The sequence below is a fragment of the Chryseobacterium sp. AG844 genome (assembly GCF_003182335.1).
Lineage (GTDB): Bacteria > Bacteroidota > Bacteroidia > Flavobacteriales > Weeksellaceae > Chryseobacterium > Chryseobacterium cupriresistens.
In genome coordinates, this window is record NZ_QGTV01000019.1 from 36,825 (window position 1) to 57,155 (window position 20,331).

Genomic DNA, 20,331 nt, shown 5'->3' on the forward strand with positions numbered 1-20,331 from the left:
AAATTTAACCAAAAATATAAAGTTTAGAATAATTAACACAGTTATATCAACATTTCTTTTAAAAAAATACACTATCTTTAAAAACTTTAACAACAATCAATAAAAATATGAAAAAGAAAATTATTTTCGTCTGTGCACTGGCTTTAAGTCTGGGCGGTTTGCAGGCACAACGCTGGGAACCTGTCTCGGAAAAAATCACCCCGATAAGAAAGGAAATAAAGGTAGAATATGCCTACAAATTTGACCTTTCTGCATTAAGAAATCAACTAAAGGATGCTCCTGAAGCAGGAAAAGGTGGAAACGCTGTAATCGTTTCTATCCCTACAGCAGATGGAAGAATTGAAAGATTTTCGGTTTACAGTTCGCCCGTAGTTGAAAAATCAATGGCAGACCAATACGAATTGGGAGCATATGCCGGTATCGGGTTAGATAATCCACATAAACAAATCCGGTTCAGTACAGCACCTAATGATTTCCAATCTATGACATTCGATACTGATTCAGGAAAATACGAATTTATAGAACCTATTAATAAAGAAAAGGATGTATACGGGGTCTTTTTCAAATCCAACAAATCCCATGAAGACCCTTTCGAATGCAGAACTGCTGAGCCTGAGAAGGCAAAGAAAGAAATGAATAAGCTTCTTAAAACAAAAAATGTTTTGAAGGGATTAGGTAATGCTAATAAAAGTAACGAACAAAAATACAGAACCTATAGAATTGCCATCTCGGTAAACGGCGAATATACACAGCTTGCCGGAAGTGTTCCTTTGGCAGCAGCGCGTATTAATGCTACGATGAACCGTGTAAATGGTGTTTTTGAAAAAGATTTTGGGATCCACATGATCGTACAGGATCTTCCACAACTTATATTTGCAGATCCCGCTACAGATCCTTATTCGAATGTAATTACCAATTCAAATGGTACCTATAGCGCTCCCGCAGCATGGAACCTTCAGCTTCAGCAAACCCTTACCAATACCGCTGGTGTAGGTAACGCAGCCTATGATATAGGACATTTCTTTGGCCACAGAGGTGGTGGCGGAAGTGCCGGAGATGTAGGAAATGTCTGCAGAAACCCTGCAAACAACAATGATGCTACTTCTAAAGGAGCAGGAATCACTTCTCCTTCTACTCCGGATCAGCCTTTTGGAGATAATTATGATATCGATTTTGTAGCTCATGAAATTGGTCACCAGTTTGGTGCTGCACACACCATGTCTATTGCTTTGCACGGAGCCCACATGGAGCCGGGATCAGGATCTTCGATTATGGGATATGCCGGTATTACCAACTATAATGTTCAGATGCATTCTGATGCTTATTTCCATACCAAAAATATTGAAGAAGTAGGAGCCTACGTTAATGCTCAGGACTGTGGAATTATTACAAATGTGGCAAATACACCACCTTCTATTCAGCCGATGGCTAATAAAATGATCCCTAAAGGAACCGCTTTTGTGTTAACAGCTTCTGCAACAGATCCACAAAATGATCCGATGACCTATACCTGGGAACAGTATGATCTGGCTACGTCTGCTTTTGGTCCGGTAAGTGCAACCAGAAATAATGGTGCGAATTTCAGATCTCTGATGCCTACCACTTCCCCTACCCGTTATTTCCCTAAATTCACCAACGTTCTTAATGGTACTCTTACCAGCCCTACAGACTGGGAAACTGTATCCAATATCCCAAGAACAATGAATTTCAAGGTAACGGTGAGAGATAACAATCCGGATGCTGCACAGCAGCAGACACAGAGCAGCCTGATGAAGGTGGACATAGGAAATGAAGGTCCTTTCAAAGTGACTTCAACCACCGTTTATAATAATACACCTGGAGCGGTTACATGGGATGTTGTCAACACGAATAATGCACCATACAATGTTCAGAATGTTAAAATAGATTATACTACAGATAATGGAACGACATGGACAGTTATCAGCCCATCTACAGCTAATGACGGATCTGAGCCGTTTTCATTCTCTTCTCTGGCTACAGGTACCGGTGTAAAAATAAGAGTAAGTGCCATTGATAATGTATTCTATGCCATTGGGAATGCTACTGTTTCCGCATCAGCGGGCGCCTGTACAACATCTGCTCCTACAGGAGTTACGGTAAGTGGTATTACAAGAACATCTGCATCTGTAAACTGGACAGCGTTAGTTGGAGCAACGTATTCTGTACAGTACAGAAAAGTGGGGACAGCCACATGGACTACTGTTCCTGTTTCAACAAATTCTTATAATATTTCAGGGCTTACAGAAGCTACTCAATATGAAGTACAGGTAGCCAATGTTTGTAGTGCTTCGGTTGGTTCTTATTCAGCATCAACGAATTTTACCACATTATCTTTTGCTAAATGTTCAATCACCGGAACCAATGCCGCTGACGAGTATATTTCCAATGTTACGGTAACCGGCGCAGGAATGAACCCCGTTTCAAATACCAGCAGCAACACTCCTTACACAGACTACACTACTGATCCATCGAAACTGATTACCCTTATGTCCGGATCTTCAGGGAATAATATAAGCATCACCAAGGCGTGGACGAGCTCACAGTATAACGATGGAGTAACCGCCTGGATAGACTTCAACAAAGACGGAGTATTCTCTTCTTCTGAAGTAATCTACACCAGTGCACCTAGTATAGCAACACCGGTTTCCGGAACATTCTCTGTACCGGCAGACGCGTATACGGGAGGCAACGTTATTATGAGAGTTGTATTAGGATATGAAAGCCAGCCAAGCAGCGGATGCAGCAACCAGCAATATGGTGAAGTTGAGGATTATCCGGTATTGATTCAGCAGCAGCTTTCCACCAGTGAGACAGTGAAAGATAAGAGTTCAATCCAGATCTACCCTAACCCGGCAAGTGATATATTGAATGTAACTGAAATTTCATCTAAAGCTCAGTTTATCATTACGAATATGGCAGGTCAGAAAGTTATGAACGGACCTATTAATGATAATAAAATCTCTGTTTCAAAATTAACGACAGGAACTTATATTATTTCAATTGAAGACAAAGGAACGACTTCAAATATGAAATTCATCAAAAAATAAAACCTAACCCGTTTTTAGAGCCCGGCAATGACCGGGCTTTTTTTATGCCTTCCTAAAATCTGTATTTAATTTGATTTCCGGCATCGGGCTATTAATTTAATTTTATACTTTTGAAAAGATTTAATAACAGTTTACATGAAAAAATTGTCATACACCCTCTTATTTGCATCAGGACTGGTTTTCGGACAGTTCTTTGAAAAAGATAAGACTTTCACCAAACAGGATACTTTAAAGGGTTCCAATACCGAGTTCAGAAATTTTTGGGATGTCAAAAAATATGACCTTTCCGTGGAACCGGATTTTGAGCAGAAAAGTATCAAAGGAAATAATAAAATCAGTTTTGAGATTATAAAAGATATTACCAATCCTGTATTTCAGATTGACCTTCAGCAGCCTATGAAAGCTGACAAAGTGGAAGGAAACTTTCCTATCGCCAATTACAGACAGGATGGAGACTTTATTTTCATTACAGCGAATAAAAAATTCAAAAAAGGCGAAAAATATACGATTAACGTCATCTATTCCGGAAATCCTGCTATTGCTAAAAATGCACCATGGGATGGCGGATGGGTTTTCACTAAAGATGAGAAAGGAAATCCATGGATGACTGCTGCTGACGAAGGCATAGGAGCTTCCATATGGCTTCCTACCAAAGATATCTGGAGTGATGAACCTGACAACGGAATCATCATGAAAATTATAACTCCTAATGATCTGGTAGGTGTAGGTAACGGCAGACTCACTGATAAAAAGACAGCCGGAAATAAAACTACTTATACCTGGGAGGTTAAAAATCCTATCAATGCCTACTCCATTATCCCGAGTATAGGAAAATATGTAAATTTTAAAGATGTATTTGAAGGCGAAAAAGGAAAACTGGATCTGGATTACTGGGTAATTGACTATAATCTGGATAAGGCAAAAAAACAGTTTCAACAGGTGAAACCTATGCTTTCCGCATTTGAATACTGGTTTGGCCCGTATCCGTTTTATGAGGATTCATACAAACTTGTAGAATCTCCTCACCTTGGTATGGAACATCAGAGTAATGTAGCCTATGGAAACAAATATCAGAACGGCTATTTGGGCAGAGATCTTTCAGGGACAGGAGTCGGGTTAAACTGGGATTTCATTATTATTCATGAAAGCGGCCACGAATGGTTCGCCAATAATATCACAGCAAAAGATCAGGCTGATATGTGGATCCATGAAAGTTTCACCAATTATTCCGAGACTCTTTTCACGGAAAAATATATGGACAAAAAATCTGCTGACACCTATGTTCAGGGGATCAGAAAATTGATAGACAATGACATTCCTATTATCGGCCGTTATGGTGTAAGAAATGAAGGCAGCGGAGATATGTACCCGAAAGGGGCTAATATGCTTCACACGATAAGACAGGTTATCCATAATGATGAAAAATTCAGACAGATTTTAAGAGGTTTGAATAAAGATTTTTATCATCAGACGGTTACCACACAACAGGTAGAAAATTATATCTCCTCAAAATCGGGAATCGATTTTTCAACGGTATTTGATCAGTACCTGAGAACAATAAAAATTCCAACCCTTGAGTATGCTCAGGATGGTGATACTTTAAAATTCCGGTATACCGATGTGGTAAAAAACCTTAAACTGCCGATACTCATCAATGGTGACCAAACCATAAATCCAACGGAAGAGTGGCAGACCGTAAAGCTTAAAAAGAGCTCTCCGGTTGAGCTTGATCCCAACTATTATATTAATTATAAAAATATTAAATAAAGAAAAAGGCAGATTTGCAGACCAGCAGATTTGCCTTTCGTTTTTTTACCTTAAAATTTTAAGAAAAGTTTAATACTTTTTTCGTAACAAATTCAGAAAAAAAGCAACTATTTAACTATTAATTTAAACCTAATGAGAAAAACAGTACTTAGCCTTGGTATTTTTGCTGCTTTTTTAGCAAATGCACAGTCTATAAAAACCACTATTGATCTAGTCAACGTAAAAGATGATAAAGTAGCCGTTACCATGGAGTTCCCAAAAATGAAATCCGGTGACATTAAATTTCATTTCCCTAAAACAGTTCCGGGTACTTATTCTGTAGACGACTACGGAAGATTCATCGAAGGAATCAAATTTTACGATAATAAAGGAAAAGAGCTTACTTATACTAAAGTAAATGACAATACCTATTCATTGAAAAATGCTCAGGGTCTTTCCAAAATCTCTTATCTTGTAAATGACAGTTTTGATGATGAATTGGATACCTCTAAGCATAAAGCCGTATTTTCTCCTTCAGGAACTGATATTGAAGAAGGAAAGATATACATGATCAATACCCACGGATTTATCGGATATATCGAGAACATGCAGGATGTTCCTTATCAGCTTGTCATTCAGAAACCCACTGATTTCTACGGAACCACAGCGCTGGTAGATCAGGATAAATCTGAATCAACAGATACCTATACTCTAGCCAACTATGGTAAGGTGACCGATTCACCATTAATGTATACAAAGCCGGATTATATTACCTTCAATGCCGGAGGAATGGATCTAGTGCTAGGCGTTTATTCTCCGACAGGAAAGTATAAAGCTGCCGATTTCAAAGAAAATCTTGAAAAAATGGTGGTTGCCCAAAAGAAATTCCTGGGCGATATGAACACGAATAAAAAGTATGCTATCATGCTTTATCTTTCCGGTGGTGACGGACCTAGCATTAAAGGTTTCGGAGCATTGGAACACCACGAATCGACAAGTGTGGTGCTGCCTGAAGCAATGCCGAAGGATGCCATTGACAATACCATTACGGATGTCGTTTCCCACGAGTTTTTCCATACGGTAAACCCTCTGAAAACCCATTCCGAAGAGATTCATTATTTTGATTATGCAGATCCGAAAATGTCTCAGCACTTATGGATGTATGAAGGCGGAACGGAATATTTTGCCAACTTATTCCAGATCCAGGAAGGTTTGATCAATAAAGATCAGTTCCTTCAGAGAATGGGAGAGAAAATTGCCAATTCCAAGAGCTATGACGATACAATGCCATTTACAGTAATGAGTAAAAATGTATTGGTAGAGCCTTATAAAGATCAGTACAGAAACGTCTATGAGAAAGGAGCTCTTTTAGCCATGTGTTTAGACATCGAGCTTAGAAAATTGTCCAACGGAGAAATGGGATATCGTGATATGATCAGAAAACTGTCTCAGAGATTTGGTGAAAACAAACCTTTCAAAGATGATAAACTGATTGACGAATTGGTAACAATTACCGGATATCCTCAGGTAAAAGAATTCTACAACAAATATATCGCAGGAAACCAGCCAACACCTTATGCACAATATCTGAGCATGGTAGGGGTGGATATTAAAAAGCAGGAAAGCCAGCCTTTGTTCTGGTTTATCAAAGATCCGAATCAGACAGGCTTTGATGAAAAGACCAATGCCTTTGCTTTTGATGAACATTCTGCACTATCTCCGTTTGCGAAAAGTATCGGATTTAAAATCACAGACCAGGTACTTGCTTTAGACGGAAGAACGGTAGACATCAAAAAGGTACAGGATTTTATTGGATATACCAGAACCATTAAAGAAGGACAGGAAGTTACGGTAACCATTCTAAGAGACAATGCCGGGAAGAAAGAGAAAATGACATTGAAAGGAAAGGCTATTCTGGATAAAATGACCATGGAAACACTTTCTTTCAAAGCGAATCCAACACCGGAAGAACTGAAACTACAGACTCAGTGGCTTACAGGTAAAAAATAAAGAGAAAAGCGGGGAAATTTCCCGCTTTTTATTTTTATCAGCTTTATCCTGATACAAACCTAACAGGTTTTGAAAACGTGTTAGGTTTCTTATTGGCCCTAATTTCAACGAGAATCAATCCTCTTTTCTGATCGTAATCCTGAAAGTACTCCCCTTTCCTACTTCAGTCTGGGAAATCTTAATATCTCCATTGTGGTATTCATGAATAACTCTTCTTGCCAGTGACAATCCTAGTCCCCAGCCTCTTTTCTTGGTAGAATATCCGGGATTAAAAGCATTTCGTGCCTGCTGTTTGGTCATCCCGCTTCCATTGTCTTTTACCTCAATGAGAATATTCTTATTTCTTTCAAAGACAGACATGGTAATAGAGCCTTCACCTTTCATCGCATCCACCGCATTTTTTACCAGATTTTCAATGACCCAGCTCATCAGAATTTTGTTGTGAGGAACCAGAACGGTATACGTAGGAAGATTAAGCGTAAAATTGATCTTTCTGGAGATCCTTGTTTTTAAATAATCATAATTCTCCTGAATGGTTTCATTAAAATTTCTGTCATTCAGTTCTGGAACAGAACCTATTTTTGAGAATCGCTCTGAGATCGTTCTGAGTCTTTCAATATCTTTTTCTATTTCATGTACTCCTTCCGAATCCGGATTATCAAGCTTCATAATTTCCATCCACCCGATCATGGATGATAAAGGAGTTCCGATCTGATGTGCAGTTTCTTTAGCCAGACCCGCCCAAAGATATCCTTCATCCGTCTTTTTAATAGTCTTGAAAAACCAGAAAGAAAAACCAAAATACAGCAGAATAAACAGCCCTAAAATATAGGGAGAATACCTGAGATTATTAAGCAGACGCGAGTTGTCATAATAGACAAACTGATTATTTCCATCCGGCACTTTGATCTCAATAGGATCATAATTTTTTTCCATATTGCGGATCAGATCCTGCAGTTTTTCAGGACTTTTAATCGTACTTTCAGGAATATTTCTGTAGTATCCAAGGTCAAGAATCGGGTTTTTATATTTATCTGTTACAATGAACGGAATGGTATTGTTAATGTTCAGAATATCCGGCAGCAGATCCAGCACATCAGTATCCGGAGTTTTAACCTCCTGTTGTATTCTTATCGCTTTGGAAAGAAGACTGATCCTTTTGATCTCCTCTTTTCTGAGAAAATTAATAAGCGATGTTGAAGCCACTACAATGGCAATAACCAAAGTAGTCATCACAACAAAAATGATCCAGTTATTCAGTCTGGTGAGGATGGATTTTCTCAAAGTATTTTATTTTAAAACATTCAGGATTTTCTGCAGCTCAGTATTTCCGCTTCCCTGATAGTTGTTGATGATAATCGAAAATACATATTTTTTCCCATCTTTTGCGGTGTGGTATCCGGCAAATGATTTGGTATCTCTCATCGTTCCGCTTTTCATTTTCATTCCATTATCCTGAACCGGAAATCCATCATAGTAAGCTTCAAACCAGGATTGTTTTTTAGCATATAAAAGAGCCTGCACTTCTGCTTTTGCAGACACATAATTCTGAGGGGAAAGCCCACTTCCATCTGCAAAGTTGATCATATTAGGATTGATCCCTTTTGATTTCCAGAATTCTTTCAGATAGGCAACTCCGCTTTTAAAGCTTGAATTTCCTTTTTTCTCTTTTCCTAACGTTTTAATTAATGTTTCTCCATACAGATTGATACTTTTTCTCAGAAACCAGTACACAATTTTATCAAGAGTCGGAGATTGATAAGTCAGGAGAATATTATTTTTTGGAGCTGCTAAAGAATTTTTTCCATCTACTTCAAGCTGAGAATTCGTTACAGCTTTTCCAGAAAGTTCAATTCCTGACTCCTTCAGCCATTGTTTTACTTCTGCTGCCAGCTGCAGCGGCGGATTGGGAGCAGAACCGGAAACAGTAACTGTTTTTCCAGCCGGGAGCATTCCATTAATCAAAGCGACATCAGAATGAGGAGCGGTAAAGATCAGGCTTTGATCCGAGTTTCCTCCTGTTTTCAGGTCATTCAGCCACTTCACCCCTTCCAGCGGATAAGAAAAGCTTTTAAAATCGGTTCCATTAATATTGATATCAAACTGGTTCTCTTTCCAGTTGATTCCCCATACACCCGCACCATAGTAATTCCCCAGGTCATCCCACGGCCAGCCTCCCGGAATCGTTTGATGATCAAAATAAGAATCATCAATGATCAGATCCCCTGATATTTTTGTTATCCCTGAATTTTTGATAGCATCAATCAGTTTCTTTTTAAAATTTTCGGGTTTATAGCCATCATATCTCCAGCTTCCCAAAGTAGGGTCGCCGTTGGAGCTGATGAAAAGGTTTCCATTCAGCGTTCCTCCGGAGATATTTCCGGAATAGCTTGAAGTCGTGGTAAAAGTATAGTTTTTTCCTAAAGTTTCCAGTGCAGCTCCTGCTGTGAAAATCTTTTGCGTAGAGGCAGTAGAAAGACCCTTATTTCCCTGATATTCATATAAAAAGTTTCCGTTTTCATCGGAAACATAAAAAGATAAGCTGGAAGATACTGCTCCTGAAGAATCCATAAGATCCTTTGTTACTTTATCTAATTTTTGGGCTATATTCTGTGCAGCAACCATCTGTACAGAGAGTATGAGAACTGCAAATGTTTTTTTCATTACATTGTTATTTGGGTCTGCATGCAAAGGTTCCAATACAGTCTACAAAGAGTATACGGACCTTTTTCTATTGATTTAAATTCTGATCAAATATAGTTAAAATAAAAGCTTTTCATACTCACTGAGCTCTTCGGAGGTGAAAAGTATCTGATGGCCAGGAGTTTTTTCAAATGAACGATCATGTTTGAAATATTTCTCATAATCATCTTCATCAATAAAAATGTCCATCTGGCATTCCTTTATATATTTTGATTTTTCCCCGTAATCCTGAATAAAATATCCTGAATCATTCCAGGGTTCATGATGGCATCTCAGGCAGTTTTTTTGGTGCACAGCTTTATAACCGCATATTTCACAATTCCGGAGGTCCTGAAATACTGCTGAGATTTCATTCCGACTCTCTTCTGGAAAAAAAGAAAGGGGAACGCTTCTCAAAAGCAGATAATAATTGGGTTCCTGCCATGAAAAGTAAAATCCCTCTTCAGGATGGGTATAAAGCCATAAACTCTTAAGATCATACTCAACCTCGGCTTTGACAATATTCTGAATATTCAGAACAACCTCATTACTTCTTTTGACATTCTGTTTGTCATCAATTTCAATAACGGGCTGTTGTTCCAGAAAATGGTTCAGGCACAATGTGGTCTGCCAGGAACCTATGGTTCTCATTTTACCTTCTTCTCCACAGATTTCACAAGTTTTTACCGATAATTTCGAATACTTATCTTTGATGTTTTTAAGCTTGTTATTGAGTATTTCATCCTCAGAATAGGTATAGCATCTCAATTCACCAAACTTCTCCTTTCCAAAGACACGGTGTTCCATGTTCCAGCCTGCCAAAGCAAATTCATACAGCAATTTCCGGATAAGTTCATTCCATCCGGTACTGTTCACTGAAAAATTAGTGAGATTGCGTTCTATGAAAAGATTAATTTCATTTTCGCTCATTAAAGTCTGCTTCCTGCTTCTATTTCGTAAGGCTCTTTTCCTTTTTCAAAAATCCTTGTCAGCTCACTTCCTTCTACAGTAATGGAATCATTGGTTCTTCTGATCCAGTTCCCTTCTCTTAGACCAACCACTTTGATATCATTCTGGGTAAGAAACTCCTGAATACGGGTTTCTCTGGTTTCTCCGTTATGTTTTAAGTCGGGATTAGGATCAAGATAGTGCGGATTAATATTGAAAGGCACCAATCCCATACAGTCGAAACTTGGCGGATATACAATCGGCATATCGTTGGTAGTCTTCATATTCTGGCCTCCGATATTGCTTCCTGCGCTGCATCCGAGATAGGCTTTTCCTTTTGATACATTTTCTTTCAGGACAGACATCAGCCCTTCTTCGTGTAATGTTTTAACCAATAAAAAGGTATTTCCGCCTCCTGTAAAGAAACCTTTTGCCTGATGAATGGCTTCCTTTTTATCTTCAAATTCGTGAAGACCTTTCACTTTTATATCGATGGTTTCAAAGAAAGAACGTGCTTTTGCGGTATAATCATCATGGGAAATTCCGCCTGGTCTTGCAAAAGGAATAAATACAATTTCATCAATTCCGTTATAAAGTTGGATTAATTCTTCTCTTAAGTATTCCAGATATTCTCCACCAAAAAGTGTAGATGTTGAAGCTAATATGATATTCATACCACGAAATTTATAAGTATTATTAAAAACGAATCACAAAGATAGCCTCAAAGAGCAACGAATCAAAAATTAAATTAAAAAAAACATCAATCCCGTTAATATTTTCTAAAAAAACTTAAAGCCTCTAAAATTTACGGTTTTGTGGAATTATTATTGAATTTTAGATTTTGACTTTAAAATATAAGATTATGAAAATGAGTAAAATTAATAGCCTGTTTTTAGGCTTAATACTAGCAGGAAGTGTAAGTCTTGTAAATGCACAAACGACTCAGCCTGAAACTTCAGCAGCAACGAGTAAAACAACTAATCCAACTATCGAAGATCTTAAAAAACAGATCGCGGCCAATCCAAAGGATGCAGAATCATTAGCAAAGCTGGCTAATGCTTATCAGGAGGCTTCAGACTGGCCCAATGCTATTGATACCTGGAAAAAAGTATCAGTTTTATTACCGGACTGGGCTCCGGCTTATTACAGCCAGGCTTATGCCTATCAGTCTGCAAAAGATGATGCCAACGCAAAAATTGCTTATGAAAAGTATATTGCAACGGTAAAACCTGAAGAAGTAGAGCAAAACAAGAAGAATCTGGCATATGCTTATTTCTATCTTGCCTTCACAGAGCAGAAAACAGATCCTAATAAAGCAAAAGAACATATTGCGAAATCGATACAGTATGATCCTACCAACGAGGATGCTGTGAAGCTTAGCAAAGCATTAAATTCTTAGTAAAAAAAGAAAATGCCGGAAAGTTTTTCCGGCATTTTCTTTTAATGATCAATAAGTTTTAGATCTACTCAATCATTTTTCCAAAAAAATCTGTTTCACCATGTAGATGCCTGATGATTTTCTCAATATTTCTCTGAATACTGGCTTCGGTTTTTAAATTATTAATATACTTTACCAGCTCATTTTTTCTTGAAGGAATAAGCTTTTCAAAATTTTCTGTTGCCAGAGCACTTTCTCTAATTGCTTTTTCTAATTGAGAATGAATAGCGATACTTCGGTCGGAATCATCATATTCCAGAACAACTTCAATAATTTCCCCGATTCTTTTGGGAGAATTTTTCAGCATTGTCAGATTCACGTAAAGCCTCCAATCACCTAAATATTTCATGAGGTTTTGTTTGAATTCTTTCCCGTTCACCGTTCCTTTGACAGCAATGGGGCTCTTATTTCTACCGGATTTTTCAAAAATCGTGTCCAATATTTCTTCCGGAACAAATACAAAAGGATTAATTCCTATGATTTTCAATGTGGCGCTGAAACTATTGTTTTTCATGGATGGTAATTTAAGTTGGTCTGGCTGGAAGCTGGAAGCTAGAAGCTAGAAGCTAGAAGCTAGAAGCTAGAAGCTAGAAGCTAGAAGCTAGAAGCAAAAATAACAGTTTGACGAATATGTAGGGAATTTCTTTTTTTATTATTTCAAAACCATTACTTTCATACACTCCCATATCCAAACCCGCTTACCCTCAAACTCTCTTACTCTACCACCGCAAACCCAAAACCCGGTAACTCAAAATTCATACCTCATAACCCAATTAATTCCCTATATTTGTATCAATAAATCTATTTATCAAAATGAAATTTTTTATTGACACAGCTAATTTAGAGCAAATCAAGGAAGCAAGAGACCTTGGAATTTTAGATGGTGTAACAACCAACCCTTCCCTAATGGCAAAAGAAGGTATTCAGGGAGCTGAAGCCATCAAAAACCATTATAAAACGATCTGCGAGCTTGTAGACGGAGATATTTCTGCGGAAGTTCTTTCTACAACGTATGAAGAAATGATTAAAGAAGGAGACGAATTGGCTGCTATTCACCCGAATATCGTTGTAAAAATTCCGATGATCAAAGACGGAATCAAAGCTTTAAAATATTTTTCTGACAAAGGAATCAAAACAAACTGTACATTGATCTTCTCTCCGGGGCAGGCTCTTCTGGCAGCTAAAGCAGGAGCAACTTATGTTTCTCCGTTCTTAGGAAGATTAGATGATATTTCTACAGACGGTTTGAACCTTATTCAGGAAATCAGATTGATTTTCGATAACTATATGTACGAAACTGAAATCCTGGCAGCTTCTATCCGTCACTCAATGCATATTATCGACTGTGCTAAAATCGGGGCTGATGTTATCACATCTCCACTTCCTCCGATTTTGAGCTTATTGAAGCACCCATTAACAGACAGCGGATTGGCTCAGTTTGTTGCAGATTCTCAGAAATTAGCATAATCACTGATCCTTGTTCAAACATAAAAATCCCGGAACATTGTTCCGGGATTTTACTTTATAGTGATTCTGTATATTATTCTTCCGGGATATTTTTTACTACCCTACACGGATTTCCCACGGCCACTACATTCTCAGGAATATCTTTCGTTACCACACTTCCAGCTCCAATCACAGAATTATTTCCGATAGAAACTCCTGGAAGTACAACCACATTGCCTCCCAGCCATACATTATTACCTACTTTGATAGGATGTGCATATTCCAGTCCTTCATTTCGCTGTTTCGCGTCAAGCGGATGACCTGCCGTATAAAAACTGCAATTGGGGCCTATAAACACATTATCACCAAACTCTACTTTGGCACAATCCAAAATAACCAGATTGTGATTGGCGTAGAAATTCTCTCCTACGGTTATATTATATCCGTAATCACACCAAAAGCTGGGTTCTATACAGATATTTTCTTTTATACTACCCATAATGCTTTTAAGCAATCGGAATCTGTTTTCGGAATCGGAGTTTTTGAGGGCATTATATTCCTGACACAAATCTTTGCATGCAATGCGTTCTTCTATTAATTCTTTATCGTAGTTGGCGTTGTATAAAAGTCCGGCTGCACATTTTTCCTTTTCTGTCATAAGATATAAAGTTTATTGCTTATTGCTTATTGCTTATTGCTTATTGCTTATTGCTTATTGAAAGATAAAAAAATATATTATAACATCATGAATTGATATTTGTCACATTTTATTTGACTTCTTTTGTCAAACAAAAACAGGATGACACGTATGCCATCCTGCAGATATTAGAAAATATAATTTTTAATTTACCAGATCCGGTTCTATCGGATTGTTATCTTTTTTTAGGGCTTCTTTAGTATTTTTTTCTATTTCCCTAAGTACCTGATTGGGATCTGAGATTTCTTTACCGTCTCCTGTTCTCAGCTTAAAACTAAATTTCGTATTGCCATCACCATTTTTCATTAACATTTCTCTCATATTCTTTGCCGGATCATTTACATAAGCCTTCCATACTTTTTTGAACTGATCTTTAGTTACTTCCAGCTCTTTTCCGCCTATTCCCAATACTTTTACATGATCAGGCATCTGCATTTCCGAGTCAACAGCCGGAGTATTAATCGTTTTATTACCTATCATCGTCATGATATGAGAGCCGGTGGTGTCCTCAATCTTTACGATTAGACCGGGAAGACCGTAAAAGACATAAGGCCCATCCTGAAAAGGAAGATCTGTTGCAAACCAGGCTATCCATTCCCTTCCTCCAAAGCTGGCAGTGGCTTTCTGAGCCTGATACGCTCCTATTTTTTGTTTCTCGGCCAATATTTTCCATTCCGGTTTCTGATCTTCTTTTATTTTATATTTATCTGTAGAAATGCTTCTGAAAAGATAGGTTTTGAAATCAGGATATTGTTTGGTAACTTTATAAGAGACCTGCCCGGGCTTTTCCCGTCTGTTAACACTGATATTTCCACCTCCGGCTTTTAACTGTTTTTCAAGCTCTGCCTTTCCAATAGAATCTGATACAAATTTATCGCGGCTGTAATAGCTTGATCCGTTTTTATCGATATCGAGCATCATCATTTCCGTCTTTACATCTTCCTTATTATTGGAATCCGGAATAAACTTGTATTCATAAAAAAACCTGTTGACCTGTGCACTGACAAGCCCACCCAGAAATAAAAAAAATAGAATTTTACTTTTCATAATGTATGTTTAAAAAAATGCTTTGCCAATCTGACACTGACAAAGCCTGATGGAACTTATTTCTTTGTTTCGATTCTTACTTCCCCTTGCTTAAAATCTCCTTTTTTCTGAGTATTGACATTAACTTTCGATATATTACTTGTATCTAATGAGTTAACATCGTCCTTAGAAACTTCCCTTCCGTCAATATAATACTTATATTTTACATCATCATTACCGCTTATTTTGAAATTTTTCACTCCATTCATGGCAATATTTCCGTTGCCGTCTTTTTTGATAAAATCAGCATTCATTACAATAACATCAGGTTTACCGTCAAATTTAATAAATGCTCCGTCTCTGAAGCTGACAGATCTTTTCTCTGCTTCTGCACGGGCTTTTTCAACTTGTTTTCGGATTTTTTCCCCATCAATTCTGATTCTTTCAGCCTTCACTCTTATTCTGTCTCCTTCGGCTCTTGCTGTTTCACCTTCCACTCTGGCTTTTACAGCTTCTTTCATCGCCTCTCTGGCTTCTGCCATTGCTTTGCGTACTTCTTCTTTTTCTTTAGCGCTCAGATCTTTATAATAAACGGTGTTATTATTTTTAAAATAAACTACTTTGGGAGCTTTAGGAGCCTTTGGGGCAAGTGGAGCTTCTGGAGCTATTGGCGCCAGAGGTGCATCCGGTGCATTAGGCGGTGTGGGCGGAACGATGTCTTTTACCGCTCTTGCAGCCTCTCTTCCCGCTTTTTTAGCTGCTCTTTTTATTTTGCGAAGTTCTTTCTTATCAAGAGGATCCATATTTTCAAGCTCCTTCATCTGATTTTTCCATTCAGCAGAATTGAAATATTTATCAACTTCAACTTTGGCAGCTACCTCTCCAATCTCTGATGCCAGATTACTTATTTCTTCAATTTTATCACTGAAGGCATCACTTTCCGGATCCAATCCATCCAGCTCCTTCTCTTTTTCTTTTATCTTTTTTTCAAGATCAGTTAATTTTTTGTGTTCACCGGGTGATAAGGTTTTTAATTCCCGGATATTTCCCTGAACCGATTTTTCAGGTCTGATGGTATCTTTTTTTATTTCTGAAACTGCTTTTTTAATAGAAAGATTGGTTTCTTCGATTTCTCTGTTCTTCGCATTTACCAGATAAGCAAACGCTACGGTAAATAAAAGCGGCAATGCAAGAATTCTTCGCGCATATCCGAACTTGGTTTTTGGTTTTTGTAACATTTTAAGTCTTTTTTTAAGGTTTGAACTTAGAAACGGGCTGGCAGCAGGCAACTTTGTTCCGGAAAAGTGGCTTGCTAAAAGCATCTGCGCAAATGCTTTGGTGTCCGATTGCTGTACGGCTTTTTTATCCGCCAGGTATTCGTGGATGAGATTAATTTCTTTTTTGATGATATGAAAAAACGGATTGAACCAGAACACAGAAGTAATAATCTCAATAAAGATCTTATCAAAGGAATGTTTCTGCTCAATATGTACCATTTCATGCTTTAAAATCTGTTTTCCGATATCAGAATGCAGGGTAATTGTATTCTTCCAGAACAGGTTTTTAAAATAGGAAAATGGAGCTTCATTAAGGTCTGTACGGTAAAAATTGATCCCGTCAAAGCTTTCTTTCTGAAATTGATTTTTAAACTGCTGGATTTTAAAAATCCCATACAGCAGCTTTCCTAGAAAATAGAAAGAAACCAGTCCCAGAGCTGAAAAAATAATGTTAAAATAAAGGTTACCATTGTTTATATTTTTTTCTGAATTAAAATTCTGAATCTTGTCAAGAAGCATATATATATCATTATTCACCTCTATCGTAAAATCATCTACTCTGATAAGTGGCAATAACAGGGATATCACAATTGCTGCCAGCAGATAAAATCTGTTATAATGATGGAATGTCTTGTCCTTTAAAGACAATTGATAATACAAAAATGTTACACCTGAACATAAAATAATTTTTCCAAAGTATAAAAGTATTGCTTCCATAGGTCTTAGTCTTTATTTTTGAGTTCGTCCAATAGCATCTCAAGATCTTCTACCGTCATTTCATTTTTTTCTACCAGAAATGAAACGGCACTTTTGTAAGAGCCTTTGAAATAGTTCTTTACAAGACTTTTAATGGTTTTCCCGGAATACTGTTCTTTTGAAACCAGCGGAAAATACTCATGCTGTCTTCCATGTACACGATAGTCTACAAATTCTTTATCTTTCAACACTTTTAAAATGGTAGATACCGTATTGGTATGGGGCTTGGGTTCCGGAAAAAGATCAAGAACATCCTTAAGAAATCCTTTTTCTATCTTCCATAAATACTGCATTACCTGTTCTTCTGCTTTTGTTAAAGTCTGAATTTTCATATCCTGTTCATTTATCATTTATCGTGATATAAACCTTTTGACTTCTATATCACTAAGAAATTAGTTATACAAATGTAGAAATAAAATTGAATCAAACAACTATTTTTTTAGTGATAAACACCAGTAAAACATTAAACGCTTGATAATCAATTGAATAAAAATAGTTAAAATATATTAAATTTTTAAGAGAGTGAAAATATAGCCTGCGTAATCGATAGAAAAAAAAGGATTTCAAAAGTAAATTCTTAAAACTTGTTAAATTTTATTAAATAAAATTAAAATGAATTTGTTTTAACCGGGAAATTATATTTATTTTAGTGCTTTAAAAATTTCTCATGAAAAGATATAATTTACTGATTGTACTATTACTGCTTATTTTTAATGTTACTACAGCACAAAAGAAGGGTTCTCCTGCTGCCGATCTTAGCATACTGAAAGATACAAAATCAAAAATCGAAGCTACCGTTCCATTGGTTATTCAACATCTTCAGACGATCGCTACAAAAGAAGGCGATAATAATATTGTGAATAACGGAAAGATTGCTTTGGGTAGAGAATATGGTATTGTAGAATCTGAATGGTTTTTATACAGAAACAACATGAAAAACTGTATCCTGAACAATTCATCTAAAAAAGCTAAGAAATGTATGGAATACCATAACAATATGATGAGAGGAACCATGATCAATTACAACAATTATATTACTAACCTTACAAGAAAGAATGGTTATCTTGGAGTTGAAGGAGATACAAAATTCGATTTCAAACCTGCTGATATCGCTACAAAACTAAGTGAAGCTTATTTCAATGCCAATGATGCTGCAGGCAGAATGAAAGCGGATCAGAAAAGAGACTTTCTGGGACAGACGATGTCTGATGACAACAAGCTTACTCCTTACGCTCAACTGGCTCAATAATATTTAATTATATTTTAAGAATACAAAAAGAGAATGACGATCGTCATTCTCTTTTTGTATTCAAAAGCAAAAAATCTCCGCCGGAAAAAGCAGTTTTGTGGTACTAATCATAAAACCTTGGGGAAAAAGTAGAAAATAGGCAGAGATTTTTTTGCATACGCTCTACAGATCAACTGTCCTACCCATGATCTGTAAGAGCTTTACAAAAATAGGATTATACCCTTCTGCTGGCTGAAAATACCTGTAGAATTAAACGTTCAGAACTGTAGAACTAATACTACTTGTCCTTATAGAAGTAAAAGTAGCTGAAAAAGCTGCACTATGATCAGTACTGAATAGCTTTATTCTACTTCCACCAATGGTAGTAATTATGTAGTCCGTCATATTCAAACCCGCAGCGTGGATACAGCGTGTTTCCTATATCATTTGTTTTTTCGGTTTCAAGCATCAGTCCACACGCTCCTGTTTCTTCACACCATTGTTTACTGCGGTCAATTAATGCGACAGAAAGCCCCTTCCCTCTATAATCAGGATGAACAAAAAGATCACTTAACAACCATTGTTTTTGCAATCTGGTATAATGAAATAATTTGTAAAGCTGTACGAATCCTACGGCTTTTCCGTCTGCTACAGCAAGGAAAATATCAGACTCACTGTTTAAAAACCGTTCTTTGAGAAAAGCCTTCCCTTTTTCAAGATCCGATTCCTGTCTGTAAAAAACACGATAAAGATTGAACAATTCAGCTGTTTCATCAAGATCCTCAAGACTTGCCTTTTTAATAATGTAATTCATCGTTATATCTATTTTATTAATAGGGCAAAGGTAGCCTTAAACAAGACCAGTGGTATCATCCAGAAATATATTAAATCAATAGGCCAGGTATTTTATAACTCTTTATTCATCGATAAAAATACCACATGTTTCGGATTGTATTGTTCTGAAGAACTATGGATTTTTGCAGAATAAAATCAAAACAATGAAAGATATCATTCATACAATCAAGAATATTGACTGGGAAAGCCTTACGGAAACAATGCATCAAAACGGCTATGCCATCATTGATAATCTGCTGTCAGAAAACGAATGTGAAAAACTGAAATCGGATTATGATCATTCAGCTTTTTACCGGAAAACAGTTGTCATGGCCAGACATCGTTTCGGATTGGGTGAATATAAATATTTTAACTATCCATTACCTGAAATTATTCAAACCATACGAAAAACTATTTATCCTTATCTGGCGCCTGTCGCCAATGCATGGTTTAAAGCTTTACAAATAGACACCCAATTTCCTTCAGATCATCAGGAATTCTTAGACCAATGTCATCTTAACGGGCAGCAAAAAGCGACGGCATTAATTTTAAAATATGGAAAAGGAGGATTTAATACGCTGCATCAGGATTTATATGGAGATATTTATTTTCCCATTCAGATTGTTTTAATGCTCAGCGAACCCGGCAAGGATTTTACGGGAGGCGAGTTTGTGCTTACCCAGCAGATTCCCAGAGCTCAGTCAAAGGCTATTGTTCTGCAACCCAAAAAAGGGGATGTACTTATTTTTACGACTCAGTTTAAACCAGAGAAAGGAACCAAAGGCTATTACAGGGTCAATATGAAACATGGTGTAAGTGAAGTTAAAGAAGGAAACCGCTACGCGTTAGGTATTATCTTCCATGATGCGACTGCTTAATTATTCAATAAGTAAATCATGATTCAGCACTCTCAGATCCCAACCGAAAGTCTAAGAAGTAAAATCCATCACAGAGAAATTCGTTTTGGAGGAAATAAAAAACTGAAAATCTATGGATTGCTCAGCTGCCGCTCAGGAAAGAGAATGAAAATAGGCAACAGGGTTTTCTTCACAGATGAGAAAGAAGCTTTAGAAAATGGCTATCGTCCCTGCGGGCATTGTATGAAAGAAGCTTATAAAAAATGGAAGGAAATGAATATGGACTAATTCAAATGTACACCAACATCGTTTTGTCTG

18 protein-coding genes are annotated in these 20,331 nt (G+C 37.1%); 8 read left to right on the forward strand and 10 right to left on the reverse strand.

Going from position 1 to position 20,331, the window contains the following annotated elements; genetic code table 11:
- Nucleotides 1-107: 107 nt before the first annotated feature.
- From DEU40_RS17055 to DEU40_RS17065, 3 genes are all read left to right on the forward strand, one after another.
- On the forward strand, nucleotides 108-3,068 hold the full coding sequence (locus tag DEU40_RS17055) for a reprolysin-like metallopeptidase (protein ID WP_110010957.1): 2,961 nt from the start codon (nucleotides 108-110) through the stop codon (nucleotides 3,066-3,068).
- Nucleotides 3,069-3,203: 135 nt separating this feature from the next.
- Complete coding sequence (locus DEU40_RS17060) at nucleotides 3,204-4,835, forward strand: M1 family metallopeptidase (RefSeq protein WP_110010958.1); 1,632 nt, start codon at nucleotides 3,204-3,206, stop codon at nucleotides 4,833-4,835.
- A 132-nt stretch (nucleotides 4,836-4,967) separates the two neighbouring features.
- Entirely contained in the window at nucleotides 4,968-6,824 is a 1,857-nt protein-coding gene (locus tag DEU40_RS17065; protein WP_110010959.1) for a PDZ domain-containing protein, read from the forward strand.
- A 114-nt stretch (nucleotides 6,825-6,938) separates the two neighbouring features.
- Here DEU40_RS17065 and DEU40_RS17070 read toward each other — a convergent pair whose 3' ends face one another.
- The 4 genes from DEU40_RS17070 to pepE all read right to left on the reverse strand — a co-directional run bounded on the left by DEU40_RS17070 (nucleotide 6,939) and on the right by pepE (nucleotide 11,128).
- Nucleotides 6,939-8,108 (reverse strand): sensor histidine kinase, encoded by a 1,170-nt coding sequence (locus tag DEU40_RS17070; protein ID WP_110010960.1) that lies wholly within the window; start codon nucleotides 8,106-8,108, stop codon nucleotides 6,939-6,941.
- A 6-nt stretch (nucleotides 8,109-8,114) separates the two neighbouring features.
- Nucleotides 8,115-9,488, reverse strand: a complete 1,374-nt coding sequence (gene dacB, locus DEU40_RS17075) for a D-alanyl-D-alanine carboxypeptidase/D-alanyl-D-alanine-endopeptidase (protein WP_110010961.1) — start codon at nucleotides 9,486-9,488, stop codon at nucleotides 8,115-8,117.
- Between the two features lie 96 nt (nucleotides 9,489-9,584).
- The gene (locus DEU40_RS17080; protein ID WP_110010962.1) at nucleotides 9,585-10,436 is read right to left on the reverse strand and encodes a hypothetical protein; all 852 of its coding nucleotides are present in this window, start codon (nucleotides 10,434-10,436) and stop codon (nucleotides 9,585-9,587) included.
- Entirely contained in the window at nucleotides 10,436-11,128 is a 693-nt protein-coding gene (gene pepE / locus DEU40_RS17085; protein WP_110010963.1) for a dipeptidase PepE, read from the reverse strand. Before pepE ends, DEU40_RS17080 begins: the two co-directional genes overlap by 1 nt.
- Nucleotides 11,129-11,322: 194 nt before the next feature.
- On the opposite strand from pepE, the gene DEU40_RS17090 reads away from it, so the two are divergent.
- The gene (locus DEU40_RS17090; protein WP_228406548.1) at nucleotides 11,323-11,853 is read left to right on the forward strand and encodes a tetratricopeptide repeat protein; all 531 of its coding nucleotides are present in this window, start codon (nucleotides 11,323-11,325) and stop codon (nucleotides 11,851-11,853) included.
- A 64-nt stretch (nucleotides 11,854-11,917) separates the two neighbouring features.
- On the opposite strand, the gene DEU40_RS17095 is transcribed toward DEU40_RS17090, so the two are convergent.
- The gene (locus DEU40_RS17095; RefSeq protein ID WP_110010965.1) at nucleotides 11,918-12,406 is read right to left on the reverse strand and encodes a YdeI/OmpD-associated family protein; all 489 of its coding nucleotides are present in this window, start codon (nucleotides 12,404-12,406) and stop codon (nucleotides 11,918-11,920) included.
- Nucleotides 12,407-12,705: 299 nt separating this feature from the next.
- On the opposite strand from DEU40_RS17095, the gene fsa reads away from it, so the two are divergent.
- Nucleotides 12,706-13,359, forward strand: a complete 654-nt coding sequence (gene fsa / locus DEU40_RS17100) for a fructose-6-phosphate aldolase (protein ID WP_002978975.1) — start codon at nucleotides 12,706-12,708, stop codon at nucleotides 13,357-13,359.
- Nucleotides 13,360-13,432: 73 nt separating this feature from the next.
- Here the strand turns inward: fsa and DEU40_RS17105 are convergent, their stop codons facing one another.
- The 4 genes from DEU40_RS17105 to DEU40_RS17120 all read right to left on the reverse strand — a co-directional run bounded on the left by DEU40_RS17105 (nucleotide 13,433) and on the right by DEU40_RS17120 (nucleotide 17,426).
- Entirely contained in the window at nucleotides 13,433-13,996 is a 564-nt protein-coding gene (locus DEU40_RS17105; protein ID WP_110010966.1) for a sugar O-acetyltransferase, read from the reverse strand.
- Between the two features lie 183 nt (nucleotides 13,997-14,179).
- Nucleotides 14,180-15,082, reverse strand: coding sequence for a GLPGLI family protein (locus DEU40_RS17110; protein ID WP_110010967.1), 903 nt, complete (start codon nucleotides 15,080-15,082; stop codon nucleotides 14,180-14,182).
- 56 nt (nucleotides 15,083-15,138) lie between these two features.
- The gene (locus DEU40_RS17115; protein WP_110010968.1) at nucleotides 15,139-17,055 is read right to left on the reverse strand and encodes a M56 family metallopeptidase; all 1,917 of its coding nucleotides are present in this window, start codon (nucleotides 17,053-17,055) and stop codon (nucleotides 15,139-15,141) included.
- A gap of 5 nt (nucleotides 17,056-17,060) precedes the next feature.
- Nucleotides 17,061-17,426 (reverse strand): BlaI/MecI/CopY family transcriptional regulator, encoded by a 366-nt coding sequence (locus tag DEU40_RS17120; RefSeq protein WP_110011010.1) that lies wholly within the window; start codon nucleotides 17,424-17,426, stop codon nucleotides 17,061-17,063.
- A 335-nt stretch (nucleotides 17,427-17,761) separates the two neighbouring features.
- Between DEU40_RS17120 and DEU40_RS17125 the strand changes: the two genes are divergently transcribed.
- Complete coding sequence (locus DEU40_RS17125) at nucleotides 17,762-18,343, forward strand: hypothetical protein (protein WP_110010969.1); 582 nt, start codon at nucleotides 17,762-17,764, stop codon at nucleotides 18,341-18,343.
- A gap of 346 nt (nucleotides 18,344-18,689) precedes the next feature.
- Here DEU40_RS17125 and DEU40_RS17130 read toward each other — a convergent pair whose 3' ends face one another.
- Nucleotides 18,690-19,136, reverse strand: coding sequence for a GNAT family N-acetyltransferase (locus DEU40_RS17130; RefSeq protein ID WP_110010970.1), 447 nt, complete (start codon nucleotides 19,134-19,136; stop codon nucleotides 18,690-18,692).
- A 184-nt stretch (nucleotides 19,137-19,320) separates the two neighbouring features.
- On the opposite strand from DEU40_RS17130, the gene DEU40_RS17135 reads away from it, so the two are divergent.
- Complete coding sequence (locus DEU40_RS17135; protein WP_110010971.1) at nucleotides 19,321-20,034, forward strand: 2OG-Fe(II) oxygenase; 714 nt, start codon at nucleotides 19,321-19,323, stop codon at nucleotides 20,032-20,034.
- An 18-nt stretch (nucleotides 20,035-20,052) separates the two neighbouring features.
- On the forward strand, nucleotides 20,053-20,301 hold the full coding sequence (locus DEU40_RS17140; protein ID WP_110010972.1) for an Ada metal-binding domain-containing protein: 249 nt from the start codon (nucleotides 20,053-20,055) through the stop codon (nucleotides 20,299-20,301).
- Nucleotides 20,302-20,331: the final 30 nt, after the last annotated feature.

Coding starts and splice junctions, on each gene's coding strand:
- pepE (WP_110010963.1), bottom strand. CDS start 11,128: ATGAATATCATATTAGCTTCAACATCTACACTTTTTGGTGGAGAATAT.
- DEU40_RS17055 (WP_110010957.1), top strand. CDS start 108: ATGAAAAAGAAAATTATTTTCGTCTGTGCACTGGCTTTAAGTCTGGGC.
- DEU40_RS17130 (WP_110010970.1), bottom strand. CDS start 19,136: ATGAATTACATTATTAAAAAGGCAAGTCTTGAGGATCTTGATGAAACA.
- DEU40_RS17135 (WP_110010971.1), top strand. CDS start 19,321: ATGAAAGATATCATTCATACAATCAAGAATATTGACTGGGAAAGCCTT.
- DEU40_RS17140 (WP_110010972.1), top strand. CDS start 20,053: ATGATTCAGCACTCTCAGATCCCAACCGAAAGTCTAAGAAGTAAAATC.
- DEU40_RS17105 (WP_110010966.1), bottom strand. CDS start 13,996: ATGACAGAAAAGGAAAAATGTGCAGCCGGACTTTTATACAACGCCAAC.
- DEU40_RS17095 (WP_110010965.1), bottom strand. CDS start 12,406: ATGAAAAACAATAGTTTCAGCGCCACATTGAAAATCATAGGAATTAAT.
- DEU40_RS17065 (WP_110010959.1), top strand. CDS start 4,968: ATGAGAAAAACAGTACTTAGCCTTGGTATTTTTGCTGCTTTTTTAGCA.
- DEU40_RS17120 (WP_110011010.1), bottom strand. CDS start 17,426: ATGAAAATTCAGACTTTAACAAAAGCAGAAGAACAGGTAATGCAGTAT.
- DEU40_RS17110 (WP_110010967.1), bottom strand. CDS start 15,082: ATGAAAAGTAAAATTCTATTTTTTTTATTTCTGGGTGGGCTTGTCAGT.
- DEU40_RS17125 (WP_110010969.1), top strand. CDS start 17,762: ATGAAAAGATATAATTTACTGATTGTACTATTACTGCTTATTTTTAAT.
- fsa (WP_002978975.1), top strand. CDS start 12,706: ATGAAATTTTTTATTGACACAGCTAATTTAGAGCAAATCAAGGAAGCA.
- DEU40_RS17080 (WP_110010962.1), bottom strand. CDS start 10,436: ATGAGCGAAAATGAAATTAATCTTTTCATAGAACGCAATCTCACTAAT.
- DEU40_RS17115 (WP_110010968.1), bottom strand. CDS start 17,055: ATGGAAGCAATACTTTTATACTTTGGAAAAATTATTTTATGTTCAGGT.
- DEU40_RS17060 (WP_110010958.1), top strand. CDS start 3,204: ATGAAAAAATTGTCATACACCCTCTTATTTGCATCAGGACTGGTTTTC.
- dacB (WP_110010961.1), bottom strand. CDS start 9,488: ATGAAAAAAACATTTGCAGTTCTCATACTCTCTGTACAGATGGTTGCT.
- DEU40_RS17090 (WP_228406548.1), top strand. CDS start 11,323: ATGAGTAAAATTAATAGCCTGTTTTTAGGCTTAATACTAGCAGGAAGT.